Source organism: Mucilaginibacter paludis DSM 18603 (genome assembly GCF_000166195.2).
Classification (GTDB): Bacteria; Bacteroidota; Bacteroidia; order Sphingobacteriales; family Sphingobacteriaceae; genus Mucilaginibacter; species Mucilaginibacter paludis.
The window spans coordinates 3,739,654-3,765,873 of the sequence record NZ_CM001403.1 but is presented as its reverse complement, the minus strand read 5'-3'; the positions used below and the strand labels follow the sequence as shown (position 1 = coordinate 3,765,873).

The window sequence follows — 26,220 nt, the reverse complement described above, 5'->3', positions numbered from 1 at the left end:
AGTGTTACACCCGAGCCAAACTTACCTGATTGTATGAGCAAGATCCTTTTCACCCATTCATACTTTTTACAATTCGACCCCAAACAAAGGGAACTGGGACAGCCCTACCCTCCGCTTGGAACGCTTTACGCCGCAGCGCTGATGCGCCAGAACGGTTATAACGTAAGCTTATTTGATACCATGTTTTCGCAATCTGCCCAGGAGCTTAAGCAAGCTATTGAAAAAGACAGGCCCCGTTTTTTTGTGATTTATGATGATGGGTTTAACTACCTCACCAAAATGTGCCTGACCAACATGCGCGAGGCCGCGTTTGAAATGTGTAAGCTTGCCCGTGAATTGGGCTGTACCGTCATCGTTTCCAGTTCGGACTCTACCGACCATTATGAAACGTATTTACACGAAGGCGCCGACTTTGTTTTGATAGGCGAAGCCGAAGCTACGCTGCTGGAGCTGATCAACACGATTCAAAACGATGCCGACGCATACCAAAATATTGATGGAATAGCTTTTCTGCAAAACGGATCGGTTAAAAAAACTCCCGCCCGCAGTGTTTTAAAAAATCTGGACGAGTTGCCCTTGCCTGCCTGGGACCTGGTTGATATGGAAAGTTACCGCCAAAGCTGGTTAAAAAGCAAGGGGTATTTTTCGCTGAATATGAGCACTACCCGGGGTTGCCCCTTTAAATGCAACTGGTGCGCCAAACCTATTTATGGCAGCCGCTACAATTCGCGGAGCCCGGAGCATGTGGTTAAAGAGCTGAAACTGCTCAGGGACCAGTATCAGATGGACCATATTTGGTTCTGTGATGATATTTTCGGTTTAAAACCAGGCTGGCTAATTGAATTTGCCAGGTTGGTTAAGCAGGAAGATTTAAACTTTAGCTACAAGATACAAACCCGTGCCGATTTGCTGTTACAGGACGACCAGATTAAAGCCCTGGCCGCGTCGGGATGCGATAATGCCTGGATAGGCGCCGAAAGTGGGTCGCAACGGATATTGGATGCCATGGACAAAGGGACTACCATTGAACAGATTTATACCGCTACCCGGCTCTTAAAAAAGAATGGTATTAAGCCCTCGTTCTTTATCCAGTTTGGTTACTTGGGCGAAACCAGGGAAGATATAGCCTTAACCATTCAAATGATCAATGAGTTGTTACCATACGAGATCGGTATCTCGGTTTCATACCCGCTGCCCGGAACCGTTTTTTACCAGAAAGTAAAAGCGGCTATGCAAAGCAAAACCAACTGGACAGACTCCGACGAGATGGCACTGATGTTCAGCAATACTTACCCGCCTGCTTTTTACAAGCAACTGCACAGGTATGTACATCAAAACTATCATAAACACCTGGCCAAAAACAGTTTGATGAAGCTTTTTACCGATCCGCTGCATATCACCGCAAATACCGTTAAAAAGGCTTTATCAATTTTATATTACACCCCGGTAACCTTTGTTGAGAAGCTGAAACTATCGCAATTGGAAAGGGCGACCTCATGACAAAGGTGGCAAGTCCAGTTAACGAACAATTTTCGGCGGAGGCATTCAGCAAACAGTCGGGCATATTTGATCAGCTTTATCAGCCTAATACCATCATCGGCTACAAAAGGGAACGCGTAAGGTCTCACGTCTCCAATTATCTGAAAGCCGGCAGCTCTATCCTTGAGCTTAACAGCGGAACCGGCGAGGATGCCGTTTTTTTTGCCCGGGAGGGCCACCGCGTTCATACCACCGATATATCTGCCGGGATGCAGCATGAGTTAAAAAAGAAAGCTGAAGCCAATGGCTTAGCAAACCGCATCAGTACCGAGCTCTGCTCTTACACTTGCCTAAGCCAGTTACAGAACAAGGGGCCTTACGATATGATTTTCTCCAACTTCGCCGGGCTAAATTGTACAGATGGACTGGAAGGTGTTTTACTATCGTTATCACCCTTACTCAAAACAGGAGGAACAGCTACGCTGGTTATACTGCCCAAGTTTTGCCTGTGGGAAACCCTACTTATCTTTAAAGGAAAATTTAAAACAGCCACCAGGCGTTTTTTTAGCGACAAGGGTGCAAGCGCGCATATTGAGGGTACGTACTTTAAATGCTGGTACTATAACCCATCGTTTGTTATTGATACGCTGAAAAACTCGTTCGATGTATTATGTGTTGAGGGCTTATGCAGCCTGGTTCCGCCATCGTACATAGAGGGCTTTGCGGAGAAACATCCGCGGATGTACCGCTTCTTAATCAAGCACGAAGAGCGGTTAAGGTACAGCTGGCCCTGGCGGTTTATAGGCGACTACTACATCATTACGCTCCAAAAAAAATAACATTAAACCTGCGCCATGCTATCTTGGTGCTCCTTTAAAAGTTGCTGTACCTTGTTTTGATATCTTTTTACCAGGTTTTGCTGAAAGTTTCCGGGATCAGGCTTTGCATAGTGCTTAGAGGCTTTCATACCCATAATGAGGCCTTTGGCATTCAATTTTTTACGCTGTGTTTTTTTTAACCAGCGGGCTCCGGTAATTTTACAGAGCAAACTATCTAAGGCATCCCCCACCCGATGATCCAGAATTGTTTCTGCCAGGGTTTTTATAAAAGATTTTTTTAGCGGATTGGCGGTTGATACCCGCATATAATTATTGGGCAGATAAGCCATTGTCCAGGCATTGGCCGAATAAAAGTGCTCAAACGCAATATCGCCCTCTAAGGGTATCAGGGTAACAATTTCGGTGGCGGTATAAATATTTTTTTCAACAATTTCCAGTTCCTGTTCGTCTATAAAATAGTTCATGCAAAAAAAGTGTTCCTTGTTTACCAAAAAGGTTAACTTTTTAAATAAATGCATCAGGGTGCGGGCAAGCCAAAGCCGGTTTGGCGCCGTAATAATAAACAGGTCGATATCTGATTGCTCGTCGGCAAAGTTTTTCGATAATGATCCCGAAATAGCAATCCCCCGCACAAACGGGAAACGGATGAGCAATTTGCAAACCTTTGCAGCTACCGGCATCATCTGGTTGGCTTTTAAATTGCCGTTACGCCTCCTGATGGCTATTTGCGGATCATCCCTCAGGGTATAAAAAGTATCGAAGCAATAAATACAGTTGTGCGCCAACAGATAAGCCAGGCCATCGGTAAATAAATTATGATCACATTTTTCCCCAAGAAATAAAAATATTTCGGCCTGTGTTAACGGATAATTAAACACATCAAAATACGCCAGGGCGGCTATGATATTTTTATTGATCGATGGCAAGTTCTGATGTTTTAACTGGTAGTTTTTCAAGCTATTATAGTATTTAGGCCTTTATATATAACACGCATAAACAGATAAAATGGTTGCCCTAAAAAACAATTAATTATATAGTTATGGCATTCAACGGCCTTCCTTTCGCGTAAGCGAAAAATGAAAAAAAGAAGCCATAAAATAGGGTTCCTTTGTCAACATCGAGCAAATTTTCAGAGATGCCAACCGTGGCTACTAACAACATAAAGGAAAAAAAGATCACATCTTTTGATCTGATAGAATTATTAAAGCCGTAAGCCAGGGTGGCGAGGTAAATAAGCAAGCCAACGATACCCGTTTTTAATAAAAAACTTAAATATTCATCGTGTGCGTTAAGCCCGTTAAGGTAGGCACTATAGAGCTTTTTATTGAAGTAAGCATCTTTAAGCAAAGCGATCTCCGAGCCGGAACCATGGCCAATAACGGGCGATTGGGCTATCAACCCAACGGCGGTTTCCCAGCGTGCCAGGCGCGGATCTGTCGATTCATTTTTCTGCGCCTGCGATAAGTCTTTCTCCAGATCGGTAAAATATCGCTCTCTGAACGTGGCTGATTTGGATATTGCCCAAACGGAAGTGCCCGCTATAACCAGGCATGCGGATATAAACATAACGCGCCTTTTTCCGCTTAACATAAAAAATGGTATGGCAATACTCACAGCGATGAGCAAGGCGGCCAAAACAGATTTGGAGCTAAGCTGAATGAGCCCCGCAAAAAGCAGCATGCAACAAGCGGCATAAAACAGCTTATACACAGCCTTGCCAGGTTTAATAAGCGTATAAAGTAAATAAACCAGGGCCAAACCAACCTGCAAGGCAAAAAAGGTGGCATGCATGCCAATCGGGTCCGAAAAATTATGGTTGGTAAATAATGGGCTCCAAAGTGTGTTTAAGGGATACCTATAAAACCGGATAACCCTTAAAGCATCCAGGTATAAAAACGCAACGGTTAAGGTGCAACACAGGGCAAATACCATCAGTAAGCGATCACGATATTTTTCCAGGTTGAGCGTTGTTAAACAAAAAAGCACGGGCATCAGCACGATGACCAGTTGCCGGCCTAACTCAACCCCAGCCTCATTTTTGTTGGCGCTGTAGAGCATGCCCAAGAGCGTCACAAAAAAAACCGACTGCAATACCAGCGTCCTGGTGTGAAGAAGCATTTTTAAACGCTCCTTTTTTACATGCAACAAGGTGTGTACAGCAAAGCTGATGATGATGAGATGGCTGTAAAAAAAATCGAAGGGTAAACTGGCCAGCAAAAACAATAAGTGGTAATAACTTATTTTATTGGTCAGGCTGTCGTCAATAAAAAAAAGCTTTTTCATTAGCCGTGTGCTTGGTTAAACTTTAGGATAAACCGGTATGGCCGCTTACTACGGTGTTAAGCCGGGAGTGGTAAAAGCAATCTAAAATATACTCTTCGTACTGGTCTATAATTTTTTCCCAGTTAAACTGGTTCTGTATTTTATAGAGGTTGTTTTTTACCATGGCGGTTTCGTGCGCCTGGCGTTGTACGGTTTCAACAATATGCTTTACTTCGCCAGCGTCAGAAAAATAAAAGGCATCGTTAGTTAACACCGCCTGGTTAAAGGGATTATTATGAGCGGCTATGAGGGCCTCGCTGGCCATAGCCTCCAATAAGGACGGATTGGTACCACCCACGCTATGCCCGTGAAAATACAGGTACGAATTATTCTGCATAGCCCTTACCCGCACATTATCAAAAATTGGCCCCTGGAATTGTATACGCTCGTCGTTATTAAATTTATTGGTGATAAACTTGCCAAAGCGGTTGCCGGTATCACCAATAACCTTAAAGTTTTTATCCGAGTTACTGCTGTTAAAGCCCTCTAAAATAGTTTCTATATTATTTTCGGGCTCCATTCTGGCCATCAGTAAAAAATAATCGGGGTTTACATTAGCATTCCGTTGCTGTTCTCCCCTTTCCTCGTCGCCTATCAAATCGGCCCCATACGGAATATATTTACTGTCAATCTCATATTTTTCGCCCAGGTACGATTTAATGGCCACCGAATCGGATATATAGTAATCGCTGTATTTTACGGCCAGCTTTTCGGCAAATTTTAAAAACTGCTGCACTTTTTTGGAGTACTTCGAGCGTTTCCACTCCAGCCCATCCATGTTGGTAATGATCACGCTTTTTTGCGGATAAAGCAGCCCCCATACCGAACTGCTGGTATAGCCCATAATCAGCACCACATCAAACTTTTTGCGGCGTGCATCCATAATGCAGTTAAAATCGTAAACAAACTGTCCGGCAGCGCCAATAGCATACTCAGGGTCGTAACAATGCACAATGTCAACACCGTTCCAGGTATCCTCCTGATAAGGGTGATTGTGCGAATTATATACCGATACCGAATGCCCCCTTTGTACCAACCCAGCAGAAACATATTCAGATATATGTTCAAAGCCACCGTAATGGTTGGGTATTCCGCGGGTTCCTAAAATTGCGATCTTGAGTTTCATCTCTGTATCATTTAGTGTTTAATTGTAAATGGGGTGAGCCATATCCGCATAGTCGGGGTATGGTCGCTTCGCTTTTTAAGCTATCAGCTAATAAATTGTTAAACAGGCTGGCGCTTTGCTGCCACTGGTACCGGTTTAATACCACCTGGCTTATATTTTCAAGAAAGCTCTCCGTCGGTGGGTTGGAGATGACAGCCTTCAGTTTCGCTTCAAAATCAGCCTCATTATCCGGATGGAACGTGTAGGGCGCAAAAAAATCAAAATCGCCCATCGCGGTAGCCGACGAACACAAAACGGGTACTTGGCAAACCGCGGCCTCCAACGGCGGAATGCCGAACCCTTCGGCTGCGGATGGATAAACAAATAAGCGGCAGGCCGCATAAAAAGCTTGCAGATCGGCCTGCTCCACCTGCCTAAACCAGTAAAAATTGGAAGCTTGTTCGGCTGATAAATTTTGTATAGCCCTGTTTAGCGCCTCAACGGCGATAGATTGCTGGCCGATAAATACCAGCGGGATATTATTTTTATAAAGCTGCAGTTTAAGGTATTGGTTAAGCAGCAGCGCGTGGTTTTTACGCGGCTCAACCCGGCTTACAAACAATACAAAATTTTCTATCCCAAACTTGGCCTTAATGAGTTGCCGGGCCCTGGTTTTTGAAAACACGGGCTTGCTTACACCGTTAGGTATCACTTTGATTTGCCGTTGAGGTATATTATAGTGATGGGCAATCCGTTCCTTCGAATAATTAGACACGGTAGTTTTAACAGCGGCTCCTTTAATGCTCCTGGCAAACAAGATGTTTCTGCTCACGCGATAAGCGGAAGAAAAAGCAGTAGGAAAATCGTTAAAAAGCACATCGTGTGTAGTTACAATATACCGGCAGCCACGTTGGGGCAAGGGCGTTAAGTATTGAAAATGTGCAAAATCAAACCGGTACTGTTTAATATAGGCTGGTATATCAAATATAAAGCGCAGCATATTAATTCGGTGCTTTTTGTACGGCAATATATTGGCCTGCTTTACGGTTGGAAACAGCTCCATCAGCCTTTCGGTATGTTGTACCCCCCAATAAATATCAAGGCCGGGGTAGGTTAAAAGTTGGGTATAAAGCTCCCTGATAAAGGTTTGTGTCCCCTGGAAACCGGCATCAAAGGAGTGCGCGTCAACAAATAACTTAACAGGCTTAGTTTTCATGCTCAAGCCCTCCCATAGCTTTAAACTTGCCAACGTTATATAATTTGAGCAAGGCATTGGCCGGCAAAAACGATAATAAAAACAGGATGTAGCTCTTCCAGTCCAGGCGGTTAATTACAATTACCTTTTTTAAGTTTTCGCGGGCCTTTAATGGCTGGTGGTTGTTCCACAAAAACTTTTTGCCCAGCAGCGCGTGGTATGCCCCGTGTTTAATGGTATCATTGCCCTGCATTTTGCCTATCGCTTTTAGCTGCTGCCCCTCCTCTGCCGAGATGTAGCCATTTTTTAGCGCCGTGTATTTAATTCGCCTGAACTCGCGGCTCCTCCATTTTTCGTCAATCGTAATCGATTCGGGATTTAGCCGAACTTTAATCAGCGGTTGCGAAAAATTAAATGCCTTTACGCTCCTTAATATATTGCGCCATAACAGGTGGTCTTCAAAGCTATACGCGCTTTTATCGTAACCGCCGAAACCAATGATCACCTCTTTTTTATAGAAAACGCTGGAATGTATAAACGGACAAACGGTATAATTTAATTGCCGGATCTGCTCGTTGCTGTAGGCCGGCGGCTGAAAATTGAAAACATGCTGGCCGTGCATATCGGTATAATCAACCGCGGAGCCCAGTATATCATATTCCGGGTTTGATACCATGAAATCATACTGGGTTTCCAGTCTTTTTGGATAGCAAATATCATCGGCATCAAACCGGGCTATATAGGGTGCCCGTGCGTAAATAAGGCCGGTGTTCAGGGCGCATGCAACCCCGCCGTTTGGTTGTGTAATTACAACAATCCGCTGATCATCAAAGGTGTTTATTACGGCTAAAGTGTCATCGGTAGAGCCATCGTTAATAATCAGCAACTCAAAATCAATAAAGGTTTGGTCCAGTACCGATTGGATAGCCGGGGCAATGTAGTCGGCGGCGTTATAAGCCGGCATTAAAACGGTGATCTGCGGGTTACTGGTTTCCATTATCTTCAGTTTTAAGTGATGATGCCTCTTTCATGTTAACCAGTAACAGCAGTTCAAATAGCACAACTACTGATAATTGCTCAAACCAATATTCCAGCAGAAAAGCGCCTGCCATCATCATAAGTAAGGGAATGCCATAGGTAAGCTTTTTATAATCGCGCAAAAAATAACCGAGGTAATAAATCAAAAACGCCCCGAGGCCAATCAGGCCATACTCGCCCAAAAGCTGATCGTAAACCGAGTTTGGCGAATTAACAAGCGAGTGCAGGCCATCTGCCCGACTAAAAAAGTTGAGGTAAATATCCAGGTGGCCGGTCAAAAAATCGCCACTGATATAAGCAAACCTCGGTGGATATTTACCCGCGAAGCCTAAGCCGGTAGCCCTGAAAGCCGTTTTGGACGAAAAATTGCCAACCCCATCTCCCGTTAAAAGCTTTTGCGGATGCGTTTTTAAAAAATGCTCCGTTTGTGCTATCGCTATCAGTTTACCGGGTAAGGTTTCTTGTTGATCCTTATTTTTTGAGAATGGCAGGTTTGCTTTGTGCGCGCTGATAAAATTTAAAAGCGTTAATGACTCTGAAGTGCTGGTGTCTACGTGTTGAAACGGTTTTGAATCAATATCCGGGCCAGGTATAAAGTGTTTGTCTTCTACCGGTGCAGCCGTTGTTGTAATGGTTGATGTTTTATTTTTGATAGTAAGCCGGTATAAGCTATCCAGATAAAGCTGCGCAATTTTCCTTTTTTGTGCTTCAGGATCCTGGGAATTATCCAAACTGCCTGTAACTGGCCGGGCAGGTATGCTTACAACTGGTTTAGCGGGTAGCTCATGATGAAATGCCTTGGCATATAATTTTAATACATATTCGTTATTTTGAGGAGATACCTTCAAAATGAAGACAACCCAAAACAGAATACATACTACGATGAGGCTTTTTTGATCTTTACTGGTTTTGAATATAAATAATAGAAGCAAGATCGCCATCAGCATTAAATCAACCGCATTACTCCCGGTAAGCAACAGTACCGCCATACACAAAAGCGCCATCGGTGCGTGCTTTTTAACCAGGAAATAAATCACACCGAAAGCATTGATTACCGCGTTGGTTGTAGAAATATCAAAGGTTAATCCCCTGATATAATCGCCCGTGCCGATGAAATATTTTTGGTATTGACCCTGGTACAGGTATGGATTAACCGTATGGATCTCCATGATGATGCTCAGCAGGTTAAAAATTGAAACAGCGGCATTGAGCGCAAAAAAAACCAGAACAGTGCGATGGATTACACCGGGCTCGTTCCTGTTAACGGCAAGCTTAATTTGGTGGAGAGCTAATATGCATAGCAGCCAAAATATCACCCCGGTAAAAAACACGAGGTTATAATTAAGCTGATTATTATTGATGCTGATGACCCGGTTGATAACAGCGATGCCGATTATGATGGGATAAAAAAGCGGCAGGGTAGATTTTTTGAACTTAAAGCCAAATTTAAAATCAAACTCCAGCAGGTAGATCAGCACAATGGCGAAAATTTTAACCCCTATCTTCACATTCAAAAAAAGAATTAAAAAGGCAAGCAATTTCCAGTCGACGGTTGCCACATGCTTTTTCAATTTAAAAAAGATAGTATTGCTGTTGAGTTCCATATTGTATTCATCACCCGGAAAAAATTCCTGATTTTAACCGCTAACCGGTATCCCTGTAATGGGTTTGGTTAGTGTTTGATATTGGCAATACGGCGTAAAAAATGAAACGGTTGCCTAAGCAAAATCGAGAATGCAAATACCGGTTAGCGAAACAGCCCGGTAATGCTGCGGTAATCGCTTATCCGGAGCTGCCTGGTAATAAACAACGCTATAAAATAAATACCTGTTGCGGATAAAAGGATCAGCCCGGTATCGGTAAATAGCAGCACAGCAATAAAGCCGCTTGCCAAAGCGCAAAGCGTGCTGCTTAATAAAGGCACCCACACCCGGCGCAGGCCTTCAACATCGTTCAGTTTAATAAACAATCCGCATTGAACCAGCATGGCCACCAGGTAGGCTAAAGCCGCGCCTTCGTTCTTAAAAAAAGGGATCAGCAAAATGTCCCCGGCAAGGTTAACAATAACGCAGATCATCATCACCCGGAATATCATCTTCAATTTACCTTGGGCAAAACTGATGCTCCACAAAAAATTGTTGAGGTATAAAACGGGCATACCAAGCGACAGGATAAAAATCGTTTTTGAATTTACCTCGCCATATTTGTAGTGCGTAATCCAATCCATCAATGGTGCCCAGCATAAACATAATAGCAACGAGATGAGGGCTGCTACAATCATTTCCATCCGGACGAGCAGCTGCAGGCTGGCCACAGGGATATGGCCGCTTTTAATTAAACGCGTAAACCAGGGCACCAGTAAAGGGGCCAGGGCCAGCAGAGGAAGGGTACTCATTTCAATAACTTTATAAGCAAAACTATACTCCGCCAGTTTGGCTGCCGAAACCATTGTCCCGATAAATATCCAATCAAACCGGGCCAGCGCCGACGAAAAAATAACAACACCCACCTGCGGGAGCGACTCTTTGACCAATTGAAAGTATTGCTTTTTATTCCAACTAATAACAAGGGGAATTTTAAGCTTCCGTTTGAATAAAATAACGCTAACTACTAATTCGGCAACATCGCCCAATATAAATATGGCTACCACGTTATTAAGCGTTACATGATGCAGCCACGCCAAAAGTAAAAGCGCCAGGCCACGAAGGATATTGGACACCACCAACATTGCCGATAATAATTTAAACCGCTCAAAACCGGCGGCAAATTGTTTAAACGGAGTTGAAAAAAAGATCATCAGTTTACCGATGCCAATGAGCAGCAAAAGCCTGTAAGAAACCATTGCCTGCGGTAATATATCATTGAGCAGAAGCAGAACGGCATAAAATACAATCCCGCTTAATACCACATGAAACAGATAAACCGAAAGTAAAGTCCCGGGGGCGCTGTCTGTAGAAGCAATCTTACGGACTACAACCGGCTCCATCCCAAAAGATAAAATATTTAAAACGGTTAACAGAATGGCGAGAACGAGGTTAATTTGACCGAAACTGTTTTTATCCAGGCCGGTAGAGAGCACAAAGAAAATAATTAAGCCGAAACACTGGTTAACAATGAGTTGAATGGCATTTACAGAAAGATTTTTGATGAATTTAATTTTCACTATTCAGTACATTCACTCAAGTTAGTCATAATTATAGTTTATAACTATAACTTTTCAAAATAAAATAGACAAAATCAATAATCAATAACGAGCGATTCATCCGCATAAACAATTTCGTTTTTTTTATCGGTGCATTCCATCTCTTTCAGGAGTTTATATTTAAGCCGGGTGTGTTTTACGGTCATTTTAGCGATCTGTAATCCGGCCATGCCATCTATAAATCCCAAAAACAAAATGTAGTTTTTGATGAAGCTAAATACAGGAGACACATGCCGTTTAATTAAGGTTGATTTTTTTCCGCTTAGATGATATTTCTCCGCGCTCAGGACGGCATAGTTTTCAGATTTTTGATTGAAATCGTGGATATCCTTAACCGAAAAATGATGCAGGCTGCCTTTAAGCTTGCTGCGTTTTACATCGGCAGGTAAACACAGGGTTTCGTGCACGGGCGATTCGGACCAACTTACATAGCTGCGATGGAATAAACGGATATGATGATCGCGCCCCCATTTTCCAAAACGGATCTGCTTTTCGCCAAAGTATGATTTGAATTTGATATCGTATACCACCATCGGATTATCAAACGGTAGCTGCTGTAGCGCTTGTATCAATTCATTATCGGGCACTTCGTCGGCGTCCAGGCTCAATATCCAATGATATTTGGCCAGTTTAATCCCTTTATTTTTGTTAGCCGCGTAACCGTCCCATTTTTTTTGGAATACACGACAACCGGCCTCCGTAGCTATCTGCACCGTGCCGTCGGTACTGCCGTTGTCAATTATAACAATATCGTCCGTTATCAGCCTGGCTTTAGCAACACAGCAAGCAATAATTTCAGCTTCGTTTTTAGTGATAATGACAACCGAAACAGGCACCATAGCGTATCGTATAAGTAAATAATATAAAGCCATCACGTGCATTGGAGCCAATTGGTTGCTTTAAAAGGTAAATATTTGGTGCCCTCATTTTTACCGCTATTGTACAAAGCCAGCCATTATAAATTAAATTATTATCAATCAGTCTTTTATATATAAATTTATTTTTTGTTGATGCAGGAGGCAACCTTTAGCCCCTATACTACGTGATATAGTTTGAAATGGTAATTATTTAGAAAACGGCAGGTTATATATTAACCCAATATGGGCGAAGAAGAGCTACATCAATTGATCGGCGGCTGTATAAAGCAAGACAGAAAGAGTCAGAAAATGCTGTACAAAGCATTCTATGGCTTTGCTATGGGTATTTGCCTTCGGTATGCCGGTAACCGGGATGAAGCAGCGGATGTAATGAACCAGGGATTTTTTAAAGTATTTACCCATATTACCAAATATGATGCAAACAGGCCCTTTAAAGCCTGGCTCGGCAAAATAATGATGAATACCTCTATTGATTATTACCGCGCCAATTTAAAAATGGCTTATACCGATGATTTAGATAAAGCAGAAAACCTGAGTGATGGCGAATTGCCGGACAGGAAACTAAACTATGACGATTTACTCAGAATGATACAGCAACTGCCAAACGCTTACAGAACCGTGTTCAACCTTTTTGCAATTGAGGGTTATACACACGAAGAGATAGGTGTTATGCTGGATATCAATCCGGGCACATCCAAATCAAATTTACATAAGGCCAGGCAAAAACTGAAGGAAATGCTGCTGGCAGCAGATACAACAATTGCAACTAATACAAAATACAAAGGACTGGACTACTCTTCAATCGTAGCAATAAGCACTACCGAGGTGAGAAGTTTTTTTAATAATGGTATCCGGGGATGAAAACAGATAGAGAAAAGGAATTAGACGAACTATTCAGGAAGGGCTTAGAAGACCCTACCCGGAATGCTAATTTCCGTGAGGATGACTGGGATGCTATGGAGGCGCTGTTGGATCAGGATCAAAGGCGCGCCGGAATTATTTACTGGCTGCCTGTGGCAGGGGGCATAGCCGCTGCTTTATTATTGTTTTTAGGCTGGCTTTGGCTCAGGCCTAACGAGCAACCGGTAATAGTGAAAAGCAAACCGGTAAAGCAAGTACCACAACTAACGCAAGGCCAAAGCGGCAACGCAGTTACTTACGGGCAGCAATTGGCTTCCGGGATTTCAGCAGCAAAAAAATCAAGTAGCAGTACAAGCAACGCTGCCATACCAAAACAACCGGCCCATTCAACAACCGGCCAGTTGGCTAATGCTAACTTTGCGCGTAACCTTAGCTCCAAAACTAAGCCTCATCAAAAGTTAAATTTTGATGGTGTTGCTCATGGCCGTCAAAATTTGGGCAGCGCAAGTGAAAGCACAATTTCAAATAGTAACTTGCTTACGGCCAACCTGCCACCGGTTAATGTGGCTGATTTGGATGCGAATTTAGTGTCTACCGATATTTTTCCGTCAATGGGTAAATCTGTATTGGCCGCGCCCATCAATAGCAAAAAAATCAAGAGCAACAAAACAGGATTCAAACGTCCTAACCTGGCTATCACAGTTTTGGCTTCGCCCGATATAAACGGGGTAAATAGTTTTCAAAACAGCAAAGTGGGTACCAACGCCGGCTTAATGTTCTCTATCGGGATAAGCAAAAAATTCACTATCAGTACAGGCGCGGTATATGCCAAAAAACCGTATTTAACCAGTTTTGACAATTACCATTCCAATTATAAATTTAAAACCAACCCCGAAAACGTAACTGCCGACTGCCGCGTGCTGGATATACCGCTTAACTTAGATTACCAGCTTTATAGCAGAGCAAAAAATAAGTTCAGTATAGGTTCGGGGCTGTCGTCTTATATCATGCTGAGCGAAAAATACCATTATAACTATGAATATCCGGGTACTGTGGGCCCAACTGATTACAATATCATTAACCGCAACCAACATATTTTAGGAGTGCTTAACCTTAATGCTACTTACCAACGCCAGCTCAACTCAAAAATAAGTATCGGGGTTGAACCTTATCTTAAAATTCCGCTCACCAATATTGGTGCCAGCCAGGTAAAACTACAATCTACCGGAGTGGCCGTGGGCGTTACGTGGAACATCAATTCACCGCCAAAAAAATAATAAAATGAAGTACTTAAGTATACTATTACTTGCCTGGATAAGCACAATTAACCAGGCGGGACAGGACCTCTACGTCTGTAAAAATGCTAAAATCAGCCTGTATTCCAGCGCTCCGGTTGAGGATATTAAAGCCTCTACCACCTCGGGGGTATCGGTGTATAAGGTTTCTACCGGCGAGTTAAATTTCAGCGTACCGATCAGATCTTTTCAGTTTGAAAAATCTTTAATGCAAGAGCATTTTAACGGCGATTATATGGAGAGTGATAAATTCCCCAAGGCTTCCTTTAAAGGCAAGATACAGGAGCATGTTGATGTCAGCAAAGACGGAACCTTCCCTATTACCGTTACCGGCGATCTAACAGTTCACGGGGTTACGCAAAAAAGAACCATTCCTGGCAGCCTGACCATGAAGGATGGATTGATCAGCATGACGGCCGAATTCCAGGTAAAATGCGCCGACCACCATATCGAGATCCCACGTATTGTTTTTCACAACATTGCCGAAACTATAAAAATGAACGTGTCGGCCAGCTACACGCCCAATAAATAATCAAACCATTAGTCACTATGAAAAAATACCTTATCCTATCCTGTTTTTTACTCAGCTGCGCCGGCTTAATGGCACAAAAAGCCGATACCACAAAAAAAGCGGATAGCGGAACATCAACCGATTCACTATTAAATTCGTTAAACAGCGATACCAAGAAAGAACCCATCGCCATTTTTAAATCATCAAGGCTGGTTTTATCACAAACTACAGAAACCGTAAAAAAGAAAAATTTAAATTTCCTGGTCATTCACCGTTTTGGTGACTTTGCCGGTAGAGATGGCGGCGGACAAACTTATTTCGGTCTGGATGCCGTTGCCGATGTTTACCTGGGCTTTGAGTATGGTTTAACCGATAATTTAAACATCGACATTGGGCGCACTACCATTGGCGGCCTTGCCGATGGCGAAATAAAATATGCCATGATCCACCAAACCACCAATGGCGGCAGCCCGGTAGCCGTAACCCTGCTTGGTGAGGCCGGTATAAGGCCTTATGGCTACATTTCTTATAATACCTTTCGCGACAGGATCTCGTACCTGGCGCAGATCATGGTGGCTCACCAGTTCTCGCCTGGGTTTGATCTACAGATAACGCCAACTTATGTGAGTAATAATTCACAAACTACCCTGGCCCCGAGCCCGGAGTTGAGATACATGTCGATACTGGCCGCAGCCAGGATCAAGATATCCAAACCCATGGGCCTTATTATCGATTACGCTCACCCTTTTTCGTCATTCCGTAATACCGGAAACGGCTTTTACGATCCCTTAGGTATTGGCCTTGAAATTGAAACCGGTGGCCACGTATTCACCATGAATATTACCAATGCCAAGGCTATTGATGAGATTAATTATCTCAATGATACGCAATCAAATTTTTCAAAAGGACAATTCCGGCTGGGGTTCACCATTTCGAGAATATTTGATTTTAACCACAGACATAAGAGCACCGAAAAATAAACCCAAAAACTCATCGCCATGGAAAGAAATGAATTTTTATCAAAGTTAGGTATAGGCCTTGTTGCCGTATGTGCGGGCTGCGCTTTATCATCATGCGGCAGCGGTGCCAAAAACAATGACCCATCGCCGCAAAACAATCCACCGGCTACTGGCAGCGGGGCTATTTTTACTGCCAACCTGGGTACCGAACTATTAACGGTGGGGCAATCCAAAACATCCAATGGCATTATCCTCGTCCGTACGGCTACAGGCAATGCCACAAGCTCGTTTACTGCCGTACAGGTGGCCTGTACCCACCAGGGTACGGCTATTAACTACAATACAGCACAGGGTATTTTTATATGCCCAAATCACGGCAGCGAGTTTAGCACATCGGGCTCTGTATTATTAGGCCCGGCGGTTCAATCATTACAAAAATACACCATCAGTATTGCCGGCAATACCCTGACCGTTTCCGCATAATGACCCCAAATTTTATTCGGAATAGGGAAAATTTTTAAAGAAATCAGAAATTGCGAGGGTTCAGCTTAAGTAAATAGTCCTAACCTGGGTTGAGGATTATTTACTTTTTTATACTGTTTTGGATATACCACTCTAAAGTAAGTTCCTTGATATTCTCGTTAACCCTGGCAAAAACTTCTGTTTTATCTTCTTCCTTTAAATGCGACAATATCTCAACCTGGAGTTGCAATATCACATCCATTTTAGCACTATTTAAAGCCAGTTCCTTAATTACAATCGCACTGATGTTAAATTCTTCGGCGGCAGTTATATTTTCGTTTTCCATTAGTTTTTTTTATTGATAAGCAGATAAAGGGCGCCGTTGTTTTATTTTATTGCACGCGCATTCATTAATCGGCTATATTTATGGCTCAAGCTCAACACTTTTATTGGGACGGAGGAACAAAAATATGGATAAGCCGGTTATTCAAGTTAATCACCTGGAAAACATATGCTGGAATAATCCCGTTAGCGATTTAAAAGTCCATCAGTCAACCGATGTCTGGCGTCTTCGCGTCAGTTCGTATTTGGAAGATATAGCTGATCTATGGCTTATACTCCATCCCGCTGAGCAGCAAAGGGCCAATAGATACCGCCGCGAGCAAGACAAGCAAAGGTTTATCATAGCCCACGCCTATCTCAGGATATTGTTAGGAAAATACATGTGCATTAGCCCAAAGGATATTTTACTCGAAACCGGAGACAACGGAAAGCCCATAATGAAAAGCGTTGAAGAAAAAGTTTTACATTTCAATATCTCGCACTCAGGAGACTATGTTTTAATTGCCATAAGCGATAGTGAAACCGGTGTTGACGTGGAAAAAACAAATAAAGAGATGCATTTTGATGAGGTAATGGACATTAGTTTCAGTAAGGCCGAAATTGCATTTGTAAAAACATCGGGTAATCCTACCCTAAGCTTTTATCGCTTATGGACGCGTAAAGAAGCCTTATTGAAAGCAACAGCCCAGGGGATTGACGACCATTTAAAGTTTATCCCTGCCCTGAACGGCAGCCACAACGTTTCAAACGACATCATGGCATCGCCAAAAAATTGGCAGGTAAGCAGTTTTGTTGTTGATAAAGACTATACGGCAGCCGTTGCCTACAATAACTCAAACGTTAATTTTAATGAAATACTTACCTTATAATTAAGATTTAATCGGGCAGGTAAAAGTTTAAAAATATTAGAATATTGTTAAACTTTTAGCCCAAACATTGCGTATAACGCAAAAAACACGCCTGTGCAATTACATTATACAAACGAAATGCCGTTATGCAAACGGTGTAAAATCGAATTCGAATCCCGGGTAAGACGAGGTTTCCTTTTTAAAATTCTACTATTCTGGCTACCTGTTAAAAGATACCAATGTACTAAATGTCTTAAAAAATACTACGTGTTTTTTCCTCGCGCTAAAGATCAACAATCATCTACCGGAAAAGTTTAATTGACTTCGGCTTTTTACCCGTCCAATAGAAATACAAACAACTCCTTTGGCCCATGTGCACCTATAACTAATGTTTTTTCGATGTCTGCGGTTCGGCTGGGGCCAGTTATGTTAGACACCATGGAAGGCAGGGTATTACCGTACTTAGTTTTAAGAAGTTTAAATCCATCTTTAAGATCCATAACCAACTGAGATGTATAAGCTAATACGATATGTACATTGGGGTAGATGCTTAACCGGCGACCGGCCATACTGCCGTTAGATACCAGGATACTGCCGTTACGGGCAATCAAAGCTTCGCATAAAGTAAAACCCACGTCGGCTTGTTCAAAATCGCGGTCTGTTTCAAAAAAAGGGTATTCGTATTGTTTTAACATTTGCTGTAAAGGCGGCTCCCAGCAGTATATTTTTCGCCAGTTACGCTCTTCCGCAAGGTTTAAAAGGCTTTCGATAAACTGGATTTCATCTTCACAAAAAATAAACCTCCCAGCAACCGCGCTAAAGGCTTCGGCAAATACAACCTCCGGCATTTCGTCGGTTGATGGATATAAGGGCTGATCTTCCAGGTTAGGGTATGGATTATCTCTCCTTTCTAATAAAGCCTTTCTTATTTTTTTTAATAACCGCTCTTTGCTTGTCGTATTCTCCTTCATTTATATACCAACCTTCCAGTGTGCATAGGCACAAAAACAAAGATGAATAAAAATCGCCTAAAGAAGATTTATTAACATTAAAAAAATTAACTGTACAAAAAAGCCACGATGAAAATTCATCGTGGCCATAGCAAAAATTTATTTTTTAGGCTACTGGAGCATCACCGTTGATGTTATCCTTTGCCGGGTTAGTTAACGATTCTGGTATAGCGTTGTTATCAACACCTGGGTTCAATGCAGCTTCGCCATTAACAAACTTATCATACGTGGTACGCTCGTCGAACGGGCGCTTGCCTAATATCTCTTCCAGGTCCGACTGGAACAGAACCTCTTTCTCTAATAACTTGGCAGCTAATTTTTCAAGGCCTTCACGTTTAGCGTTCAATAACTCTTTTGTAGTAATGTAAACACTGTCTACTAATTTACGTACTTCGTTATCTATCATTTCGGCCGTTGTGTCAGAGTATGGCTTGTTAAACTGATATTCGCCCTGCGGATCGTAAAACGAAACATTACCTACATTACTGTTCATACCGTAAATCTTAGTCATGGCATAAGCAAGCTTGGTAATACGTTCCAAATCGCTTAAAGCGCCGGTTGATATTTTTCCAAACACAATATCTTCGGCAACACGGCCACCCATCGAAACACTCATCTCATCAAGCAATTGCTCGGTAGTGTATAAAAATTGTTCTTTAGGTAAATATTGTGCGTAACCTAATGCTGCAACCCCACGCGGCACGATAGATACCTTTACCAACGGATCGGCATGTTCTAAAAACCAGCCAGCAATAGCGTGTCCTGCTTCATGATAAGCAACGATACGTTTTTCTTCCGGAGAAATAATCTTGTTCTTCTTTTCTAAACCGCCAATAACACGGTCAATTGCATCCTGGAAATCCTGCATGTCAACAGCTTCCTTATCTTTACGGGCAGCTATTAATGCGGCCTCGTTGCACACATTAGCAATTTCGGCACCGGCAAAACCTGGGGTTTGGGCAGAAAGCTTTTTGGCATCCACTTCGGGCGACGTTTTCACGGGACCCAAATGCACCTTAAATATTTGTTCGCGACCAATTAAATCTGGTTTATCGATAGATATTTGTCTGTCAAAACGTCCGGGACGAAGCAATGCCGAATCCAGTACATCCGGACGGTTAGTAGCAGCAAGGATAATAATACCAGAGTCGGTACCAAAACCATCCATTTCAACCAGCAATTGGTTCAGGGTATTTTCGCGCTCATCGTTACCGCCAACCATATTGTTTTTACCACGGGCACGGCCAATGGCATCAATCTCATCAATAAAAATGATACAAGGCGCTTTATCCTTAGCTTGGCGGAACAGATCACGAACACGCGATGCACCCACCCCTACAAACATTTCCACAAAGTCTGAACCAGATAAGGAGAAGAAAGGCACCTGTGCTTCGCCGGCAACAGCTTTAGCCAACAAAGTTTTACCAGTACCTGGTGAGCCTACCAATAAAGCACCTTTAGGTATCTTACCACCCAGGTTAGTATATTTTTTGGGGTTCTTCAGGAAATCTACAATCTCCATTACCTCGTATTTGGCTTCTTCTAAACCGGCAACATCGTTAAAAGTTACCGATACCTGCGCCTCCTTATCAAACAGCGTAGCTTTTGATTTACCGATATTAAAGATTTGCCCGCCCGGCCCGCCGCCAGATCCGCCAGACATACGGCGCATAATGAATACCCACATACCTGCAAACAGTACTACCATAATTACGGTTTGTACCAACCAGCTGGACCAGATACTTTCGTGCGGTTCAAACGAAATAGAAGTTTTTTGATTATCGGGAAGGCCTGCTTCAGCATCATTTACCGATTTCTTCAAACTCTCGAAAGAAGCATCAGAAAATATGTACTGCGGGTTAGTTCCTCCGGAAAAGTTAAAAGTACCTTTATCCTGCAAATCATTGTATTCTGGTTTCTTTAAACTATCTTTTTTAATATAAACTTCGGCAAAAACAAGGTCGCCGCTTTTGTAGGCAACTAAATGGTCAACATCGTGCTGTTTAAGCATTTTGCCTTCAAAGCGCTGCCAGTTAATTAACTTGCCACCGCTTCCGCCTAAAACAACCGGTACTACCAATAAAGCCAGTACAACAACGGCATAAAGCCACATGATATTAAATTTTGGCGTTTTAGGGCTAATTTTCTTATTGGGATTTCTCCGGATGGAGGGTTTTTTATCAGATCTATTATCTTTCATTAGAGTTGTTTTTAACTGTAATGAAGCTATCGTGGGCACGATTTGTTTTTAAGCCACAATAGTTTCACCTATAGAAGCACATGTTATGTGTTATGTTATTTATACTGAAACCGTTATTTTGTTAAGCGCTTTTATAATATTTAATCTCGGCATCTCCCCACAAATCTTCCACACCATAATATTCGCGCTTATCTGTTCTAAAGATGTGGATTACGACATCAAAATAATCCAGCAGTATCCATTCTGCATGTTCCAATCCTTCTTTGTGCCTGGGTTCTTGCTTGGTTGCTTTATAAATCTCTTCTTCAACACTATTTGCAATCGCTTTAACCTGTGTGGTAGAGTCCGCATGGCATATCACAAAATAATCGGCTACCGAACTGTGTATGTTCCTAAGATCTAACCTGATGATTTCATTACCTTTTTTTTCCTGTATTCCATGTACAGCCAGTTCAGAAATGTAGGACGATTCGTTAATTGCTTTACTTTTTACCATCAAAAAGATTTAGTTTTGGACTATTAATTAATATTAATTTGACTTTGCAAAATAACACATTTTCAGGATTATTTGTTGGACAAAATTTGATCACTTTAACCGAAGTTGATTCAACTAACAATTTCCTTAAACAAGCATTGGCAAATTCCACGCCATTAACTGAAGGTACGGTCATTATGGCAGAAAGCCAATACGCCGGTCGCGGGCAGCAACAAAACCGCTGGCACAGCGAACCCGGAAAAAACCTAACTTTTAGTATATTACTTAAGCCCTCTTTTTTACCCCTCAATCAACAGTTCAATTTAAACGTAGCGGTAAGTGTTGGTATTATTAAAGTTCTGGAAAAAGTTTTGGGCCCTACAGCCAGGATAAAATGGCCCAATGATATTTATTATGGCGATTATAAACTGGGCGGTGTTTTAATTGAAAACATGGTTCAGGGCGGCCAGATAAAAAATGCTATAATAGGTATTGGATTAAACGTTAACCAGGATAGCTTTCACCCAGACGTATCGAATGCTACTTCCATTAGACATATTTTACAACGTGACTATGATTTAAAAGCTTTATTAGCAGAAATCTGTGGAAGTATAGAAGCAGCCTATTTAAGTTTGCGGGCACAAAACTTTGAACAATTAAAAACATACTATCTGCAAAAGTTATACTGGCTTGATGAGCTAAAATCGTTTAAAGCCAATGGAATCCGTTTTGACGGTACAATTAAAACGGTTGATGCCAACGGGCAGTTATGTATAAGTGTAGATGGCACTTTAAAGCATTACGATTTTAAAGAAATAGAATTTTTAAATAAATAGCCTTTAACTTACATGACAGTTATCCCACAAACGTGAACAATAGCTGCCCGTAGAAAAATTATTACGTTTTCTACAATAGAAGCACCAACGTTACCTGGAAAGCAATAGCACCACCCCGGCTTCCAGGCTTTAAAAAACGTTGAAAATGATATTAGGCATTTTGAAAAAATTCATCTAAAGCAACCAATGCATAAGGGGATGCAAAGGCAAAGTGTACGGCAAACCGGAATACACGACCTGAACCCCACAGTGCCTACAAGCCTGCCCAAGTGCGAGCCCCAATTTAAAAACTTCTAAAAAAATAATTTGGTGCTGCTTTGTTATGCCTTGATGATAAAATGAGCCGTTAAAAAAATGAACAATTTATATCTTCATATACTGGTAAAAAAATTACAACTTTGGGCGCAAAATGGAGCGAGTTCCAGGCATCTGAATTTAACTCGAATTTAAAGCCCGAGTATGTGCTTGTTAATAGTAAAAGGTAAGTATGATTACCGCCCCCAAAGCGTGAATGACGAACCTGTAAACAATGTTAAATTTTTAGAGGCCGGGAAAGCCGAATATCAAAAAAACAATGGCTCAAATTAAAAACATAGGTGTTTTTACTTCCGGAGGGGATGCACCGGGTATGAATGCTGCCATAAGGGCAGTTGTACGTACCGCATTATACTATGACCTTGAAGTAACCGGCATACGCCGCGGGTACGAAGGCATGATTAAGGGCGAAATGATCCCGATGGATCGTAAGTCTGTGTCAAACATTATACAGCGTGGGGGTACAATTTTGAAAACCGCCCGCAGTGATGAGTTCAGAACTCCCGAAGGACGGCAGATAGCATACAATCAGTTAAAGAAAAACGGTGTAGATGCACTGGTAGGCATAGGCGGCGACGGTACATTTACAGGCGCGCGTATTTTCGGCGAGGAGTTTGATATCCCGATTGTTGGTTTACCCGGCACCATTGATAATGATTTACAGGGAACTGACTTTACTATTGGCTACGACACTGCGATCAATACGGTAATTGACGCGGTTGACAAGATCAGGGATACGGCAGAATCACACGACAGGCTATTTATAGTTGAAGTAATGGGCCGCGACTCGGGCCTGATTGCCCTGCGTACAGGCATAGCCGCCGGAGCCGAAGCCATTTTAATTCCCGAAACCAAAACCAACGAAAACGCCTTGTTTGACAGGCTTGAACGTGGCCGAAAAGATAAATCATCGAAAATTGTAATTGTAGCCGAAGCAGAGGAAGCAGGTGGTGCGTTTGAAATTGCCCGGCAGGTGAGAGAGAAATATCCTAACTACGATACCCGGATATCGATATTGGGTCATATCCAGCGAGGCGGCCGCCCAAGTTGCATGGATAGGGTTTTGGCAAGCCGCGTAGGGGTAGCATCGGTGGAAGCCTTATTAGCAGGGCATCGCAATGAGTTGATAGGTGTGGTGAATAACGAAATTGCTTATACACCATTTGACCATGCCATTAAGCATCATAGTGATATCAATCCCAATTTATTAAAGATAGTAGAGATACTTTCGTTATAAATTTTTGCCCAGAGCATCTCGGTTTTCCATCTCTTGCTGGTATTTTACTTGTGCGGTAACGTCGGTAGCAACAATAATACGGCAAGAGGTGTTATTGTATTTAAATTCGTAACCGGTTATTTCGGCGTAAATGATCTCTCCGGCCTTATTTTGATGCCTCCAGATGCCACCGGTATTGTACCCATGCATGGTTCCCCTGGTAATCCCTTTCCGAAATAGATATTCATTAAATGCCGCCAGATCGAATTTGGGCCGCACGTCCCTGATGGTCATGGTTAGAAACTCCTCGTTACTGTAGCCATAATGCTCGGTTGCCGCCTTATTTACTTTTATAATTCGTAACGACGGCATCTCATAAATCCACATCGGGTTATGGCTGCCATCAAATAATATCCGAAAATCGCCAAGGGAATTGTTTAAATTATAATTTACGGTGTTCTGGTCGGTAACATCCTTAATTACCGATAATACGATCTCATCGTTAGTGTCGGTATCTAAAAAGCGGGTGCGTTTTTCAAATATCCATTTAATCTCATCATTCGTACTAACACGGTAATATATCTGCGCCCATTCATCAAGATCGGGTTCTGCCTCGCTTATTAAACGGCGGTCGTCGGCCAAAATCATATTTTGCCAAAGCTCTTTATCCGCGCTAAGTGCCTCTGCTGTAATTCCTAAATTCGATTGGATATTAGGGCTGATGAAAACATACTTTTGCGCGTTCTGGTTATATGCCCAGGCACAATCGTTTATAGCCGACAGTAGTTTTTTAAGCATTAGTGAGAGGTATACTTATTTCAAAAGTACCTAATTATGGTCATACAATAAAATATCTGCCTATAAAACAAGCTTTTAAAAAGATGTTTTTTATTAAAAGTATTTTATTAACTTTGCAGCCCCGCAGATAGAACTCCGGGAAATATGTTGAATACATAAAAAATTAAAAATGGCAACTAAAATCAGACTGCAAAGACACGGTAAAAAAGGAAAACCTTTTTATTATATCGTGGTGGCGGATTCCCGTGCTCCAAGAGACGGTCGTTTCATCGAGCGTTTAGGATCTTATAATCCTAACACAAACCCGGCAACTATTGACATTAATTTTGATAAAACTCTGCAATGGGTAAACACTGGCGCTCAGCCAACAGATACCTGCCGTGCAATTTTATCATACAAAGGTGTTTTATACAAAAAACACTTACAAGGTGGTATCGCTAAAGGCGCCTTAACCGAAGAGCAAGCTGAAGAAAAATTTGCTGCATGGCTTGATCAAAAGGATGGTAAAATCACTGGTAAAAAATCTTCGTTAACTACAGCTAAAGAAGAAGCTAAAAAAGCCGCTTTAATTGCTGAAGCCAAAAAGAAAGAAGATAAAGCTGCAGCTATCGCTGCTAAAAACGCACCTCCTGCTGTTGAAGAAGAAGCTCCTGCTACAGAAGAAGCAACTGAAGAAGGCGCAGAATAAATTATTGTTTTATTACCCATATTATAGCGAAGAATCGGTCAGATCTCTTCGCTATACTTTTTTAAAGCCAAAATATAAATGAAGATAGAAGAATGCTTCCGCATAGGCACCGTTACTAAAACCCGCGGACTAAAGGGTGAGTTGCAGGCTTTTATTGATTTTGATGTGCCCGAAAAGCTGAACTTTGATGCTTTGTTTATCGAATCGGCAGGCAGGCTTATACCCTATTTTGTGGAATCGTTTAAGATGCCTCAAAAAAACATTGCTTTTATTTACCTCGAAGATATTGATCATATCGATAAGGCATCGCCATTGGCAAAAAAAGATATTTACCTGCCCAATAAGCTTAAGCCAAAAAAGGATGAGAGTGATTTTGGACTGAGAGACCTGATGGGTTTTACAGCTATTGACGAGGATGAGGGTGAATTAGGCGAAATTATTGAGATACAAGAGCTCCCTCAGCAATTGATTGCCACCGTTGTTTATAAAGACCGCGAAGTACTGTTCCCATTAAGCGAAGGCATTATTACAGGGATAGATATTGTAAAGGAAATTGTTTACGTAGATCTGCCGGAAGGCTTATTGGATATTTATCTTGATTAATTAATTTGTCAAAAATACTTGACATAAGTAAAATTTGTTTTACATTTGGTAAAACAAATTTTACTTATCATGCAAACACAATTTTTATTTCCAAACCAGTACAGACGATTTGGTTATTGTTTATTAGTCATCGGGCTATTACTGGCTATCGCAGGCAATATTTACTCGAATATAATTACCGAATGGACGGTTGAGCAGATCCGTTTAGGCCGAAACATCAACTATGAAACATGTAATAATGATATCACCTTATTAACTATAATTACAGGCTTACTGTTAATCGGCTTTAGTAAAGAAAAAATTGAAGATGAACTGATTGCACAACTGCGGTTAGACTCCTTGCAGTGGGCTATTTACCTCAACTATATTATTTTAATAATCTGCGTGGTTTGTATCAATGGATTTAGTTTCTTTTCGGTAATGGTATATAATATGTTTACACCCCTGCTGTTCTTTATTTTGCGTTTCAGATTGAAAGTGATGATGAATAATCGCTTATTTAGAGTGGAAGGTGGTTTATGAAAAATTCACTTCGTATTGAACGCGCCATTAAAAATATAACCCAGGCTGAATTAGCCGATTTAATAGGTGTTTCGCGACAAACCATCAACACTATTGAAAGCAATAAATACGTACCTTCTACCGTACTGGCGCTTAAAATTGCCCGTGTGTTTGGAAAACCTGTGGAGGATATTTTTATATTAGAAGATACCGATTAGCTTATCTACTTACCATAAGCGCTC

Annotated in this window: 28 protein-coding genes; 15 read left to right on the top strand and 13 right to left on the bottom strand. The window is 41.9% G+C overall.

The window, feature by feature from the left end; genetic code table 11:
• Positions 1-33: 33 nt before the first annotated feature.
• Both MUCPA_RS16060 and MUCPA_RS16055 read left to right on the top strand, forming a co-directional pair.
• Positions 34-1,500, top strand: a complete 1,467-nt coding sequence (locus tag MUCPA_RS16060; protein WP_040626027.1) for a B12-binding domain-containing radical SAM protein — start codon at positions 34-36, stop codon at positions 1,498-1,500.
• Complete coding sequence (locus tag MUCPA_RS16055; protein WP_008507791.1) at positions 1,497-2,318, top strand: SAM-dependent methyltransferase; 822 nt, start codon at positions 1,497-1,499, stop codon at positions 2,316-2,318. The genes MUCPA_RS16060 and MUCPA_RS16055 overlap by 4 nt, the downstream gene beginning before the upstream one ends.
• A gap of 2 nt (positions 2,319-2,320) precedes the next feature.
• On the opposite strand, the gene MUCPA_RS16050 is transcribed toward MUCPA_RS16055, so the two are convergent.
• The 8 genes from MUCPA_RS16050 to MUCPA_RS16015 all read right to left on the bottom strand — a co-directional run bounded on the left by MUCPA_RS16050 (position 2,321) and on the right by MUCPA_RS16015 (position 12,019).
• Positions 2,321-3,274 (bottom strand): nucleotidyltransferase domain-containing protein, encoded by a 954-nt coding sequence (locus tag MUCPA_RS16050; protein ID WP_008507790.1) that lies wholly within the window; start codon positions 3,272-3,274, stop codon positions 2,321-2,323.
• Between the two features lie 73 nt (positions 3,275-3,347).
• Positions 3,348-4,601 (bottom strand): O-antigen ligase family protein, encoded by a 1,254-nt coding sequence (locus MUCPA_RS16045; protein WP_008507788.1) that lies wholly within the window; start codon positions 4,599-4,601, stop codon positions 3,348-3,350.
• Positions 4,602-4,623: 22 nt separating this feature from the next.
• The gene (locus MUCPA_RS16040) at positions 4,624-5,766 is read right to left on the bottom strand and encodes a DUF1972 domain-containing protein (RefSeq protein ID WP_008507787.1); all 1,143 of its coding nucleotides are present in this window, start codon (positions 5,764-5,766) and stop codon (positions 4,624-4,626) included.
• Between the two features lie 7 nt (positions 5,767-5,773).
• Positions 5,774-6,961, bottom strand: coding sequence for a glycosyltransferase family 4 protein (locus MUCPA_RS16035; protein WP_008507786.1), 1,188 nt, complete (start codon positions 6,959-6,961; stop codon positions 5,774-5,776).
• The gene (locus tag MUCPA_RS36165) at positions 6,951-7,937 is read right to left on the bottom strand and encodes a glycosyltransferase family 2 protein (protein WP_008507785.1); all 987 of its coding nucleotides are present in this window, start codon (positions 7,935-7,937) and stop codon (positions 6,951-6,953) included. Before MUCPA_RS36165 ends, MUCPA_RS16035 begins: the two co-directional genes overlap by 11 nt.
• Positions 7,924-9,582: a hypothetical protein gene (locus MUCPA_RS16025; RefSeq protein ID WP_008507784.1), complete on the bottom strand. Its 1,659-nt coding sequence runs from the start codon at positions 9,580-9,582 to the stop codon at positions 7,924-7,926. The genes MUCPA_RS36165 and MUCPA_RS16025 overlap by 14 nt, the downstream gene beginning before the upstream one ends.
• A gap of 143 nt (positions 9,583-9,725) precedes the next feature.
• Positions 9,726-11,141, bottom strand: coding sequence for an oligosaccharide flippase family protein (locus tag MUCPA_RS16020; protein WP_008507783.1), 1,416 nt, complete (start codon positions 11,139-11,141; stop codon positions 9,726-9,728).
• A gap of 74 nt (positions 11,142-11,215) precedes the next feature.
• Positions 11,216-12,019 carry a glycosyltransferase family 2 protein gene (locus tag MUCPA_RS16015; RefSeq protein ID WP_063747572.1) on the bottom strand — a complete coding sequence of 268 codons (804 nt, stop codon included), beginning with the start codon at positions 12,017-12,019 and terminating at the stop codon, positions 11,216-11,218.
• 261 nt (positions 12,020-12,280) lie between these two features.
• Here MUCPA_RS16015 and MUCPA_RS16010 point away from each other — a divergent pair, with 261 nt between their 5' ends.
• Genes MUCPA_RS16010 through MUCPA_RS15990 form a run of 5 tightly spaced genes read left to right on the top strand, consistent with a single transcriptional unit; the run spans position 12,281 to position 16,167 of the window.
• Complete coding sequence (locus MUCPA_RS16010) at positions 12,281-12,919, top strand: RNA polymerase sigma factor (protein ID WP_008507781.1); 639 nt, start codon at positions 12,281-12,283, stop codon at positions 12,917-12,919.
• On the top strand, positions 12,916-14,196 hold the full coding sequence (locus MUCPA_RS16005; RefSeq protein ID WP_008507779.1) for a porin family protein: 1,281 nt from the start codon (positions 12,916-12,918) through the stop codon (positions 14,194-14,196). Before MUCPA_RS16010 ends, MUCPA_RS16005 begins: the two co-directional genes overlap by 4 nt.
• Positions 14,197-14,200: 4 nt before the next feature.
• Positions 14,201-14,746, top strand: coding sequence for a YceI family protein (locus MUCPA_RS16000; RefSeq protein ID WP_008507778.1), 546 nt, complete (start codon positions 14,201-14,203; stop codon positions 14,744-14,746).
• Positions 14,747-14,763: 17 nt separating this feature from the next.
• Positions 14,764-15,705: a DUF5777 family beta-barrel protein gene (locus tag MUCPA_RS15995; RefSeq protein ID WP_008507776.1), complete on the top strand. Its 942-nt coding sequence runs from the start codon at positions 14,764-14,766 to the stop codon at positions 15,703-15,705.
• A gap of 18 nt (positions 15,706-15,723) precedes the next feature.
• Positions 15,724-16,167, top strand: a complete 444-nt coding sequence (locus MUCPA_RS15990) for a QcrA and Rieske domain-containing protein (RefSeq protein ID WP_008507775.1) — start codon at positions 15,724-15,726, stop codon at positions 16,165-16,167.
• A gap of 100 nt (positions 16,168-16,267) precedes the next feature.
• On the opposite strand, the gene MUCPA_RS15985 is transcribed toward MUCPA_RS15990, so the two are convergent.
• Positions 16,268-16,492 carry a hypothetical protein gene (locus MUCPA_RS15985; RefSeq protein ID WP_008507773.1) on the bottom strand — a complete coding sequence of 75 codons (225 nt, stop codon included), beginning with the start codon at positions 16,490-16,492 and terminating at the stop codon, positions 16,268-16,270.
• Between the two features lie 124 nt (positions 16,493-16,616).
• Here MUCPA_RS15985 and MUCPA_RS15980 point away from each other — a divergent pair, with 124 nt between their 5' ends.
• Positions 16,617-17,357 carry a 4'-phosphopantetheinyl transferase family protein gene (locus MUCPA_RS15980; protein ID WP_008507771.1) on the top strand — a complete coding sequence of 247 codons (741 nt, stop codon included), beginning with the start codon at positions 16,617-16,619 and terminating at the stop codon, positions 17,355-17,357.
• 311 nt (positions 17,358-17,668) lie between these two features.
• On the opposite strand, the gene MUCPA_RS15975 is transcribed toward MUCPA_RS15980, so the two are convergent.
• The 3 genes from MUCPA_RS15975 to rsfS all read right to left on the bottom strand — a co-directional run bounded on the left by MUCPA_RS15975 (position 17,669) and on the right by rsfS (position 21,042).
• Positions 17,669-18,307, bottom strand: a complete 639-nt coding sequence (locus tag MUCPA_RS15975) for a LutC/YkgG family protein (RefSeq protein WP_008507769.1) — start codon at positions 18,305-18,307, stop codon at positions 17,669-17,671.
• Positions 18,308-18,452: 145 nt separating this feature from the next.
• A complete protein-coding gene (gene ftsH, locus MUCPA_RS15970) occupies positions 18,453-20,546 on the bottom strand; it encodes an ATP-dependent zinc metalloprotease FtsH (protein WP_008507768.1) in 2,094 nt (697 codons plus the stop codon).
• 121 nt (positions 20,547-20,667) lie between these two features.
• Positions 20,668-21,042 (bottom strand): ribosome silencing factor, encoded by a 375-nt coding sequence (gene rsfS, locus MUCPA_RS15965; protein ID WP_008507767.1) that lies wholly within the window; start codon positions 21,040-21,042, stop codon positions 20,668-20,670.
• A gap of 44 nt (positions 21,043-21,086) precedes the next feature.
• Here rsfS and MUCPA_RS15960 point away from each other — a divergent pair, with 44 nt between their 5' ends.
• The 3 genes from MUCPA_RS15960 to pfkA all read left to right on the top strand — a co-directional run bounded on the left by MUCPA_RS15960 (position 21,087) and on the right by pfkA (position 23,409).
• The gene (locus MUCPA_RS15960; RefSeq protein ID WP_040627533.1) at positions 21,087-21,857 is read left to right on the top strand and encodes a biotin--[acetyl-CoA-carboxylase] ligase; all 771 of its coding nucleotides are present in this window, start codon (positions 21,087-21,089) and stop codon (positions 21,855-21,857) included.
• A gap of 459 nt (positions 21,858-22,316) precedes the next feature.
• Positions 22,317-22,445 carry a hypothetical protein gene (locus tag MUCPA_RS39255; protein ID WP_008507763.1) on the top strand — a complete coding sequence of 43 codons (129 nt, stop codon included), beginning with the start codon at positions 22,317-22,319 and terminating at the stop codon, positions 22,443-22,445.
• Positions 22,432-23,409, top strand: a complete 978-nt coding sequence (gene pfkA / locus MUCPA_RS15955) for a 6-phosphofructokinase (protein WP_008507761.1) — start codon at positions 22,432-22,434, stop codon at positions 23,407-23,409. Before MUCPA_RS39255 ends, pfkA begins: the two co-directional genes overlap by 14 nt.
• Here the strand turns inward: pfkA and MUCPA_RS15950 are convergent.
• A complete protein-coding gene (locus MUCPA_RS15950) occupies positions 23,404-24,186 on the bottom strand; it encodes a PAS domain-containing protein (protein WP_008507758.1) in 783 nt (260 codons plus the stop codon). The genes pfkA and MUCPA_RS15950 overlap by 6 nt on opposite strands.
• A 169-nt stretch (positions 24,187-24,355) precedes the next feature.
• Between MUCPA_RS15950 and MUCPA_RS15945 the strand changes: the two genes are divergently transcribed.
• From MUCPA_RS15945 to MUCPA_RS15930, 4 genes are all read left to right on the top strand, one after another.
• Positions 24,356-24,874 (top strand): 30S ribosomal protein S16, encoded by a 519-nt coding sequence (locus tag MUCPA_RS15945; RefSeq protein ID WP_008507757.1) that lies wholly within the window; start codon positions 24,356-24,358, stop codon positions 24,872-24,874.
• Between the two features lie 78 nt (positions 24,875-24,952).
• On the top strand, positions 24,953-25,477 hold the full coding sequence (rimM, locus tag MUCPA_RS15940; protein ID WP_008507756.1) for a ribosome maturation factor RimM: 525 nt from the start codon (positions 24,953-24,955) through the stop codon (positions 25,475-25,477).
• Between the two features lie 69 nt (positions 25,478-25,546).
• Positions 25,547-25,999 (top strand): hypothetical protein, encoded by a 453-nt coding sequence (locus MUCPA_RS15935; protein ID WP_008507754.1) that lies wholly within the window; start codon positions 25,547-25,549, stop codon positions 25,997-25,999.
• The gene (locus MUCPA_RS15930) at positions 25,996-26,196 is read left to right on the top strand and encodes a helix-turn-helix transcriptional regulator (RefSeq protein WP_008507752.1); all 201 of its coding nucleotides are present in this window, start codon (positions 25,996-25,998) and stop codon (positions 26,194-26,196) included. Before MUCPA_RS15935 ends, MUCPA_RS15930 begins: the two co-directional genes overlap by 4 nt.
• The last annotated feature ends 24 nt before the right edge of the window (positions 26,197-26,220 follow it).

What these genes read in the sequence shown, in the direction of transcription:
- MUCPA_RS16060 (WP_040626027.1), top strand. Translation starts at nt 34, where the DNA reads ATGAGCAAGATCCTTTTCACCCATTCATACTTTTTACAATTCGACCCC.
- MUCPA_RS16055 (WP_008507791.1), top strand. Translation starts at nt 1,497, where the DNA reads ATGACAAAGGTGGCAAGTCCAGTTAACGAACAATTTTCGGCGGAGGCA.
- MUCPA_RS16045 (WP_008507788.1), bottom strand. Translation starts at nt 4,601, where the DNA reads ATGAAAAAGCTTTTTTTTATTGACGACAGCCTGACCAATAAAATAAGT.
- MUCPA_RS16040 (WP_008507787.1), bottom strand. Translation starts at nt 5,766, where the DNA reads ATGAAACTCAAGATCGCAATTTTAGGAACCCGCGGAATACCCAACCAT.
- MUCPA_RS16035 (WP_008507786.1), bottom strand. Translation starts at nt 6,961, where the DNA reads ATGAAAACTAAGCCTGTTAAGTTATTTGTTGACGCGCACTCCTTTGAT.
- MUCPA_RS36165 (WP_008507785.1), bottom strand. Translation starts at nt 7,937, where the DNA reads ATGGAAACCAGTAACCCGCAGATCACCGTTTTAATGCCGGCTTATAAC.
- MUCPA_RS16025 (WP_008507784.1), bottom strand. Translation starts at nt 9,582, where the DNA reads ATGGAACTCAACAGCAATACTATCTTTTTTAAATTGAAAAAGCATGTG.
- MUCPA_RS16015 (WP_063747572.1), bottom strand. Translation starts at nt 12,019, where the DNA reads ATGGTGCCTGTTTCGGTTGTCATTATCACTAAAAACGAAGCTGAAATT.
- MUCPA_RS16010 (WP_008507781.1), top strand. Translation starts at nt 12,281, where the DNA reads ATGGGCGAAGAAGAGCTACATCAATTGATCGGCGGCTGTATAAAGCAA.
- MUCPA_RS16005 (WP_008507779.1), top strand. Translation starts at nt 12,916, where the DNA reads ATGAAAACAGATAGAGAAAAGGAATTAGACGAACTATTCAGGAAGGGC.
- MUCPA_RS16000 (WP_008507778.1), top strand. Translation starts at nt 14,201, where the DNA reads ATGAAGTACTTAAGTATACTATTACTTGCCTGGATAAGCACAATTAAC.
- MUCPA_RS15995 (WP_008507776.1), top strand. Translation starts at nt 14,764, where the DNA reads ATGAAAAAATACCTTATCCTATCCTGTTTTTTACTCAGCTGCGCCGGC.
- MUCPA_RS15990 (WP_008507775.1), top strand. Translation starts at nt 15,724, where the DNA reads ATGGAAAGAAATGAATTTTTATCAAAGTTAGGTATAGGCCTTGTTGCC.
- MUCPA_RS15985 (WP_008507773.1), bottom strand. Translation starts at nt 16,492, where the DNA reads ATGGAAAACGAAAATATAACTGCCGCCGAAGAATTTAACATCAGTGCG.
- MUCPA_RS15980 (WP_008507771.1), top strand. Translation starts at nt 16,617, where the DNA reads ATGGATAAGCCGGTTATTCAAGTTAATCACCTGGAAAACATATGCTGG.
- MUCPA_RS15975 (WP_008507769.1), bottom strand. Translation starts at nt 18,307, where the DNA reads ATGAAGGAGAATACGACAAGCAAAGAGCGGTTATTAAAAAAAATAAGA.
- ftsH (WP_008507768.1), bottom strand. Translation starts at nt 20,546, where the DNA reads ATGAAAGATAATAGATCTGATAAAAAACCCTCCATCCGGAGAAATCCC.
- rsfS (WP_008507767.1), bottom strand. Translation starts at nt 21,042, where the DNA reads ATGGTAAAAAGTAAAGCAATTAACGAATCGTCCTACATTTCTGAACTG.
- MUCPA_RS39255 (WP_008507763.1), top strand. Translation starts at nt 22,317, where the DNA reads ATGTGCTTGTTAATAGTAAAAGGTAAGTATGATTACCGCCCCCAAAGC.
- pfkA (WP_008507761.1), top strand. Translation starts at nt 22,432, where the DNA reads ATGGCTCAAATTAAAAACATAGGTGTTTTTACTTCCGGAGGGGATGCA.
- MUCPA_RS15950 (WP_008507758.1), bottom strand. Translation starts at nt 24,186, where the DNA reads ATGCTTAAAAAACTACTGTCGGCTATAAACGATTGTGCCTGGGCATAT.
- MUCPA_RS15945 (WP_008507757.1), top strand. Translation starts at nt 24,356, where the DNA reads ATGGCAACTAAAATCAGACTGCAAAGACACGGTAAAAAAGGAAAACCT.
- rimM (WP_008507756.1), top strand. Translation starts at nt 24,953, where the DNA reads ATGAAGATAGAAGAATGCTTCCGCATAGGCACCGTTACTAAAACCCGC.
- MUCPA_RS15935 (WP_008507754.1), top strand. Translation starts at nt 25,547, where the DNA reads ATGCAAACACAATTTTTATTTCCAAACCAGTACAGACGATTTGGTTAT.
- MUCPA_RS15930 (WP_008507752.1), top strand. Translation starts at nt 25,996, where the DNA reads ATGAAAAATTCACTTCGTATTGAACGCGCCATTAAAAATATAACCCAG.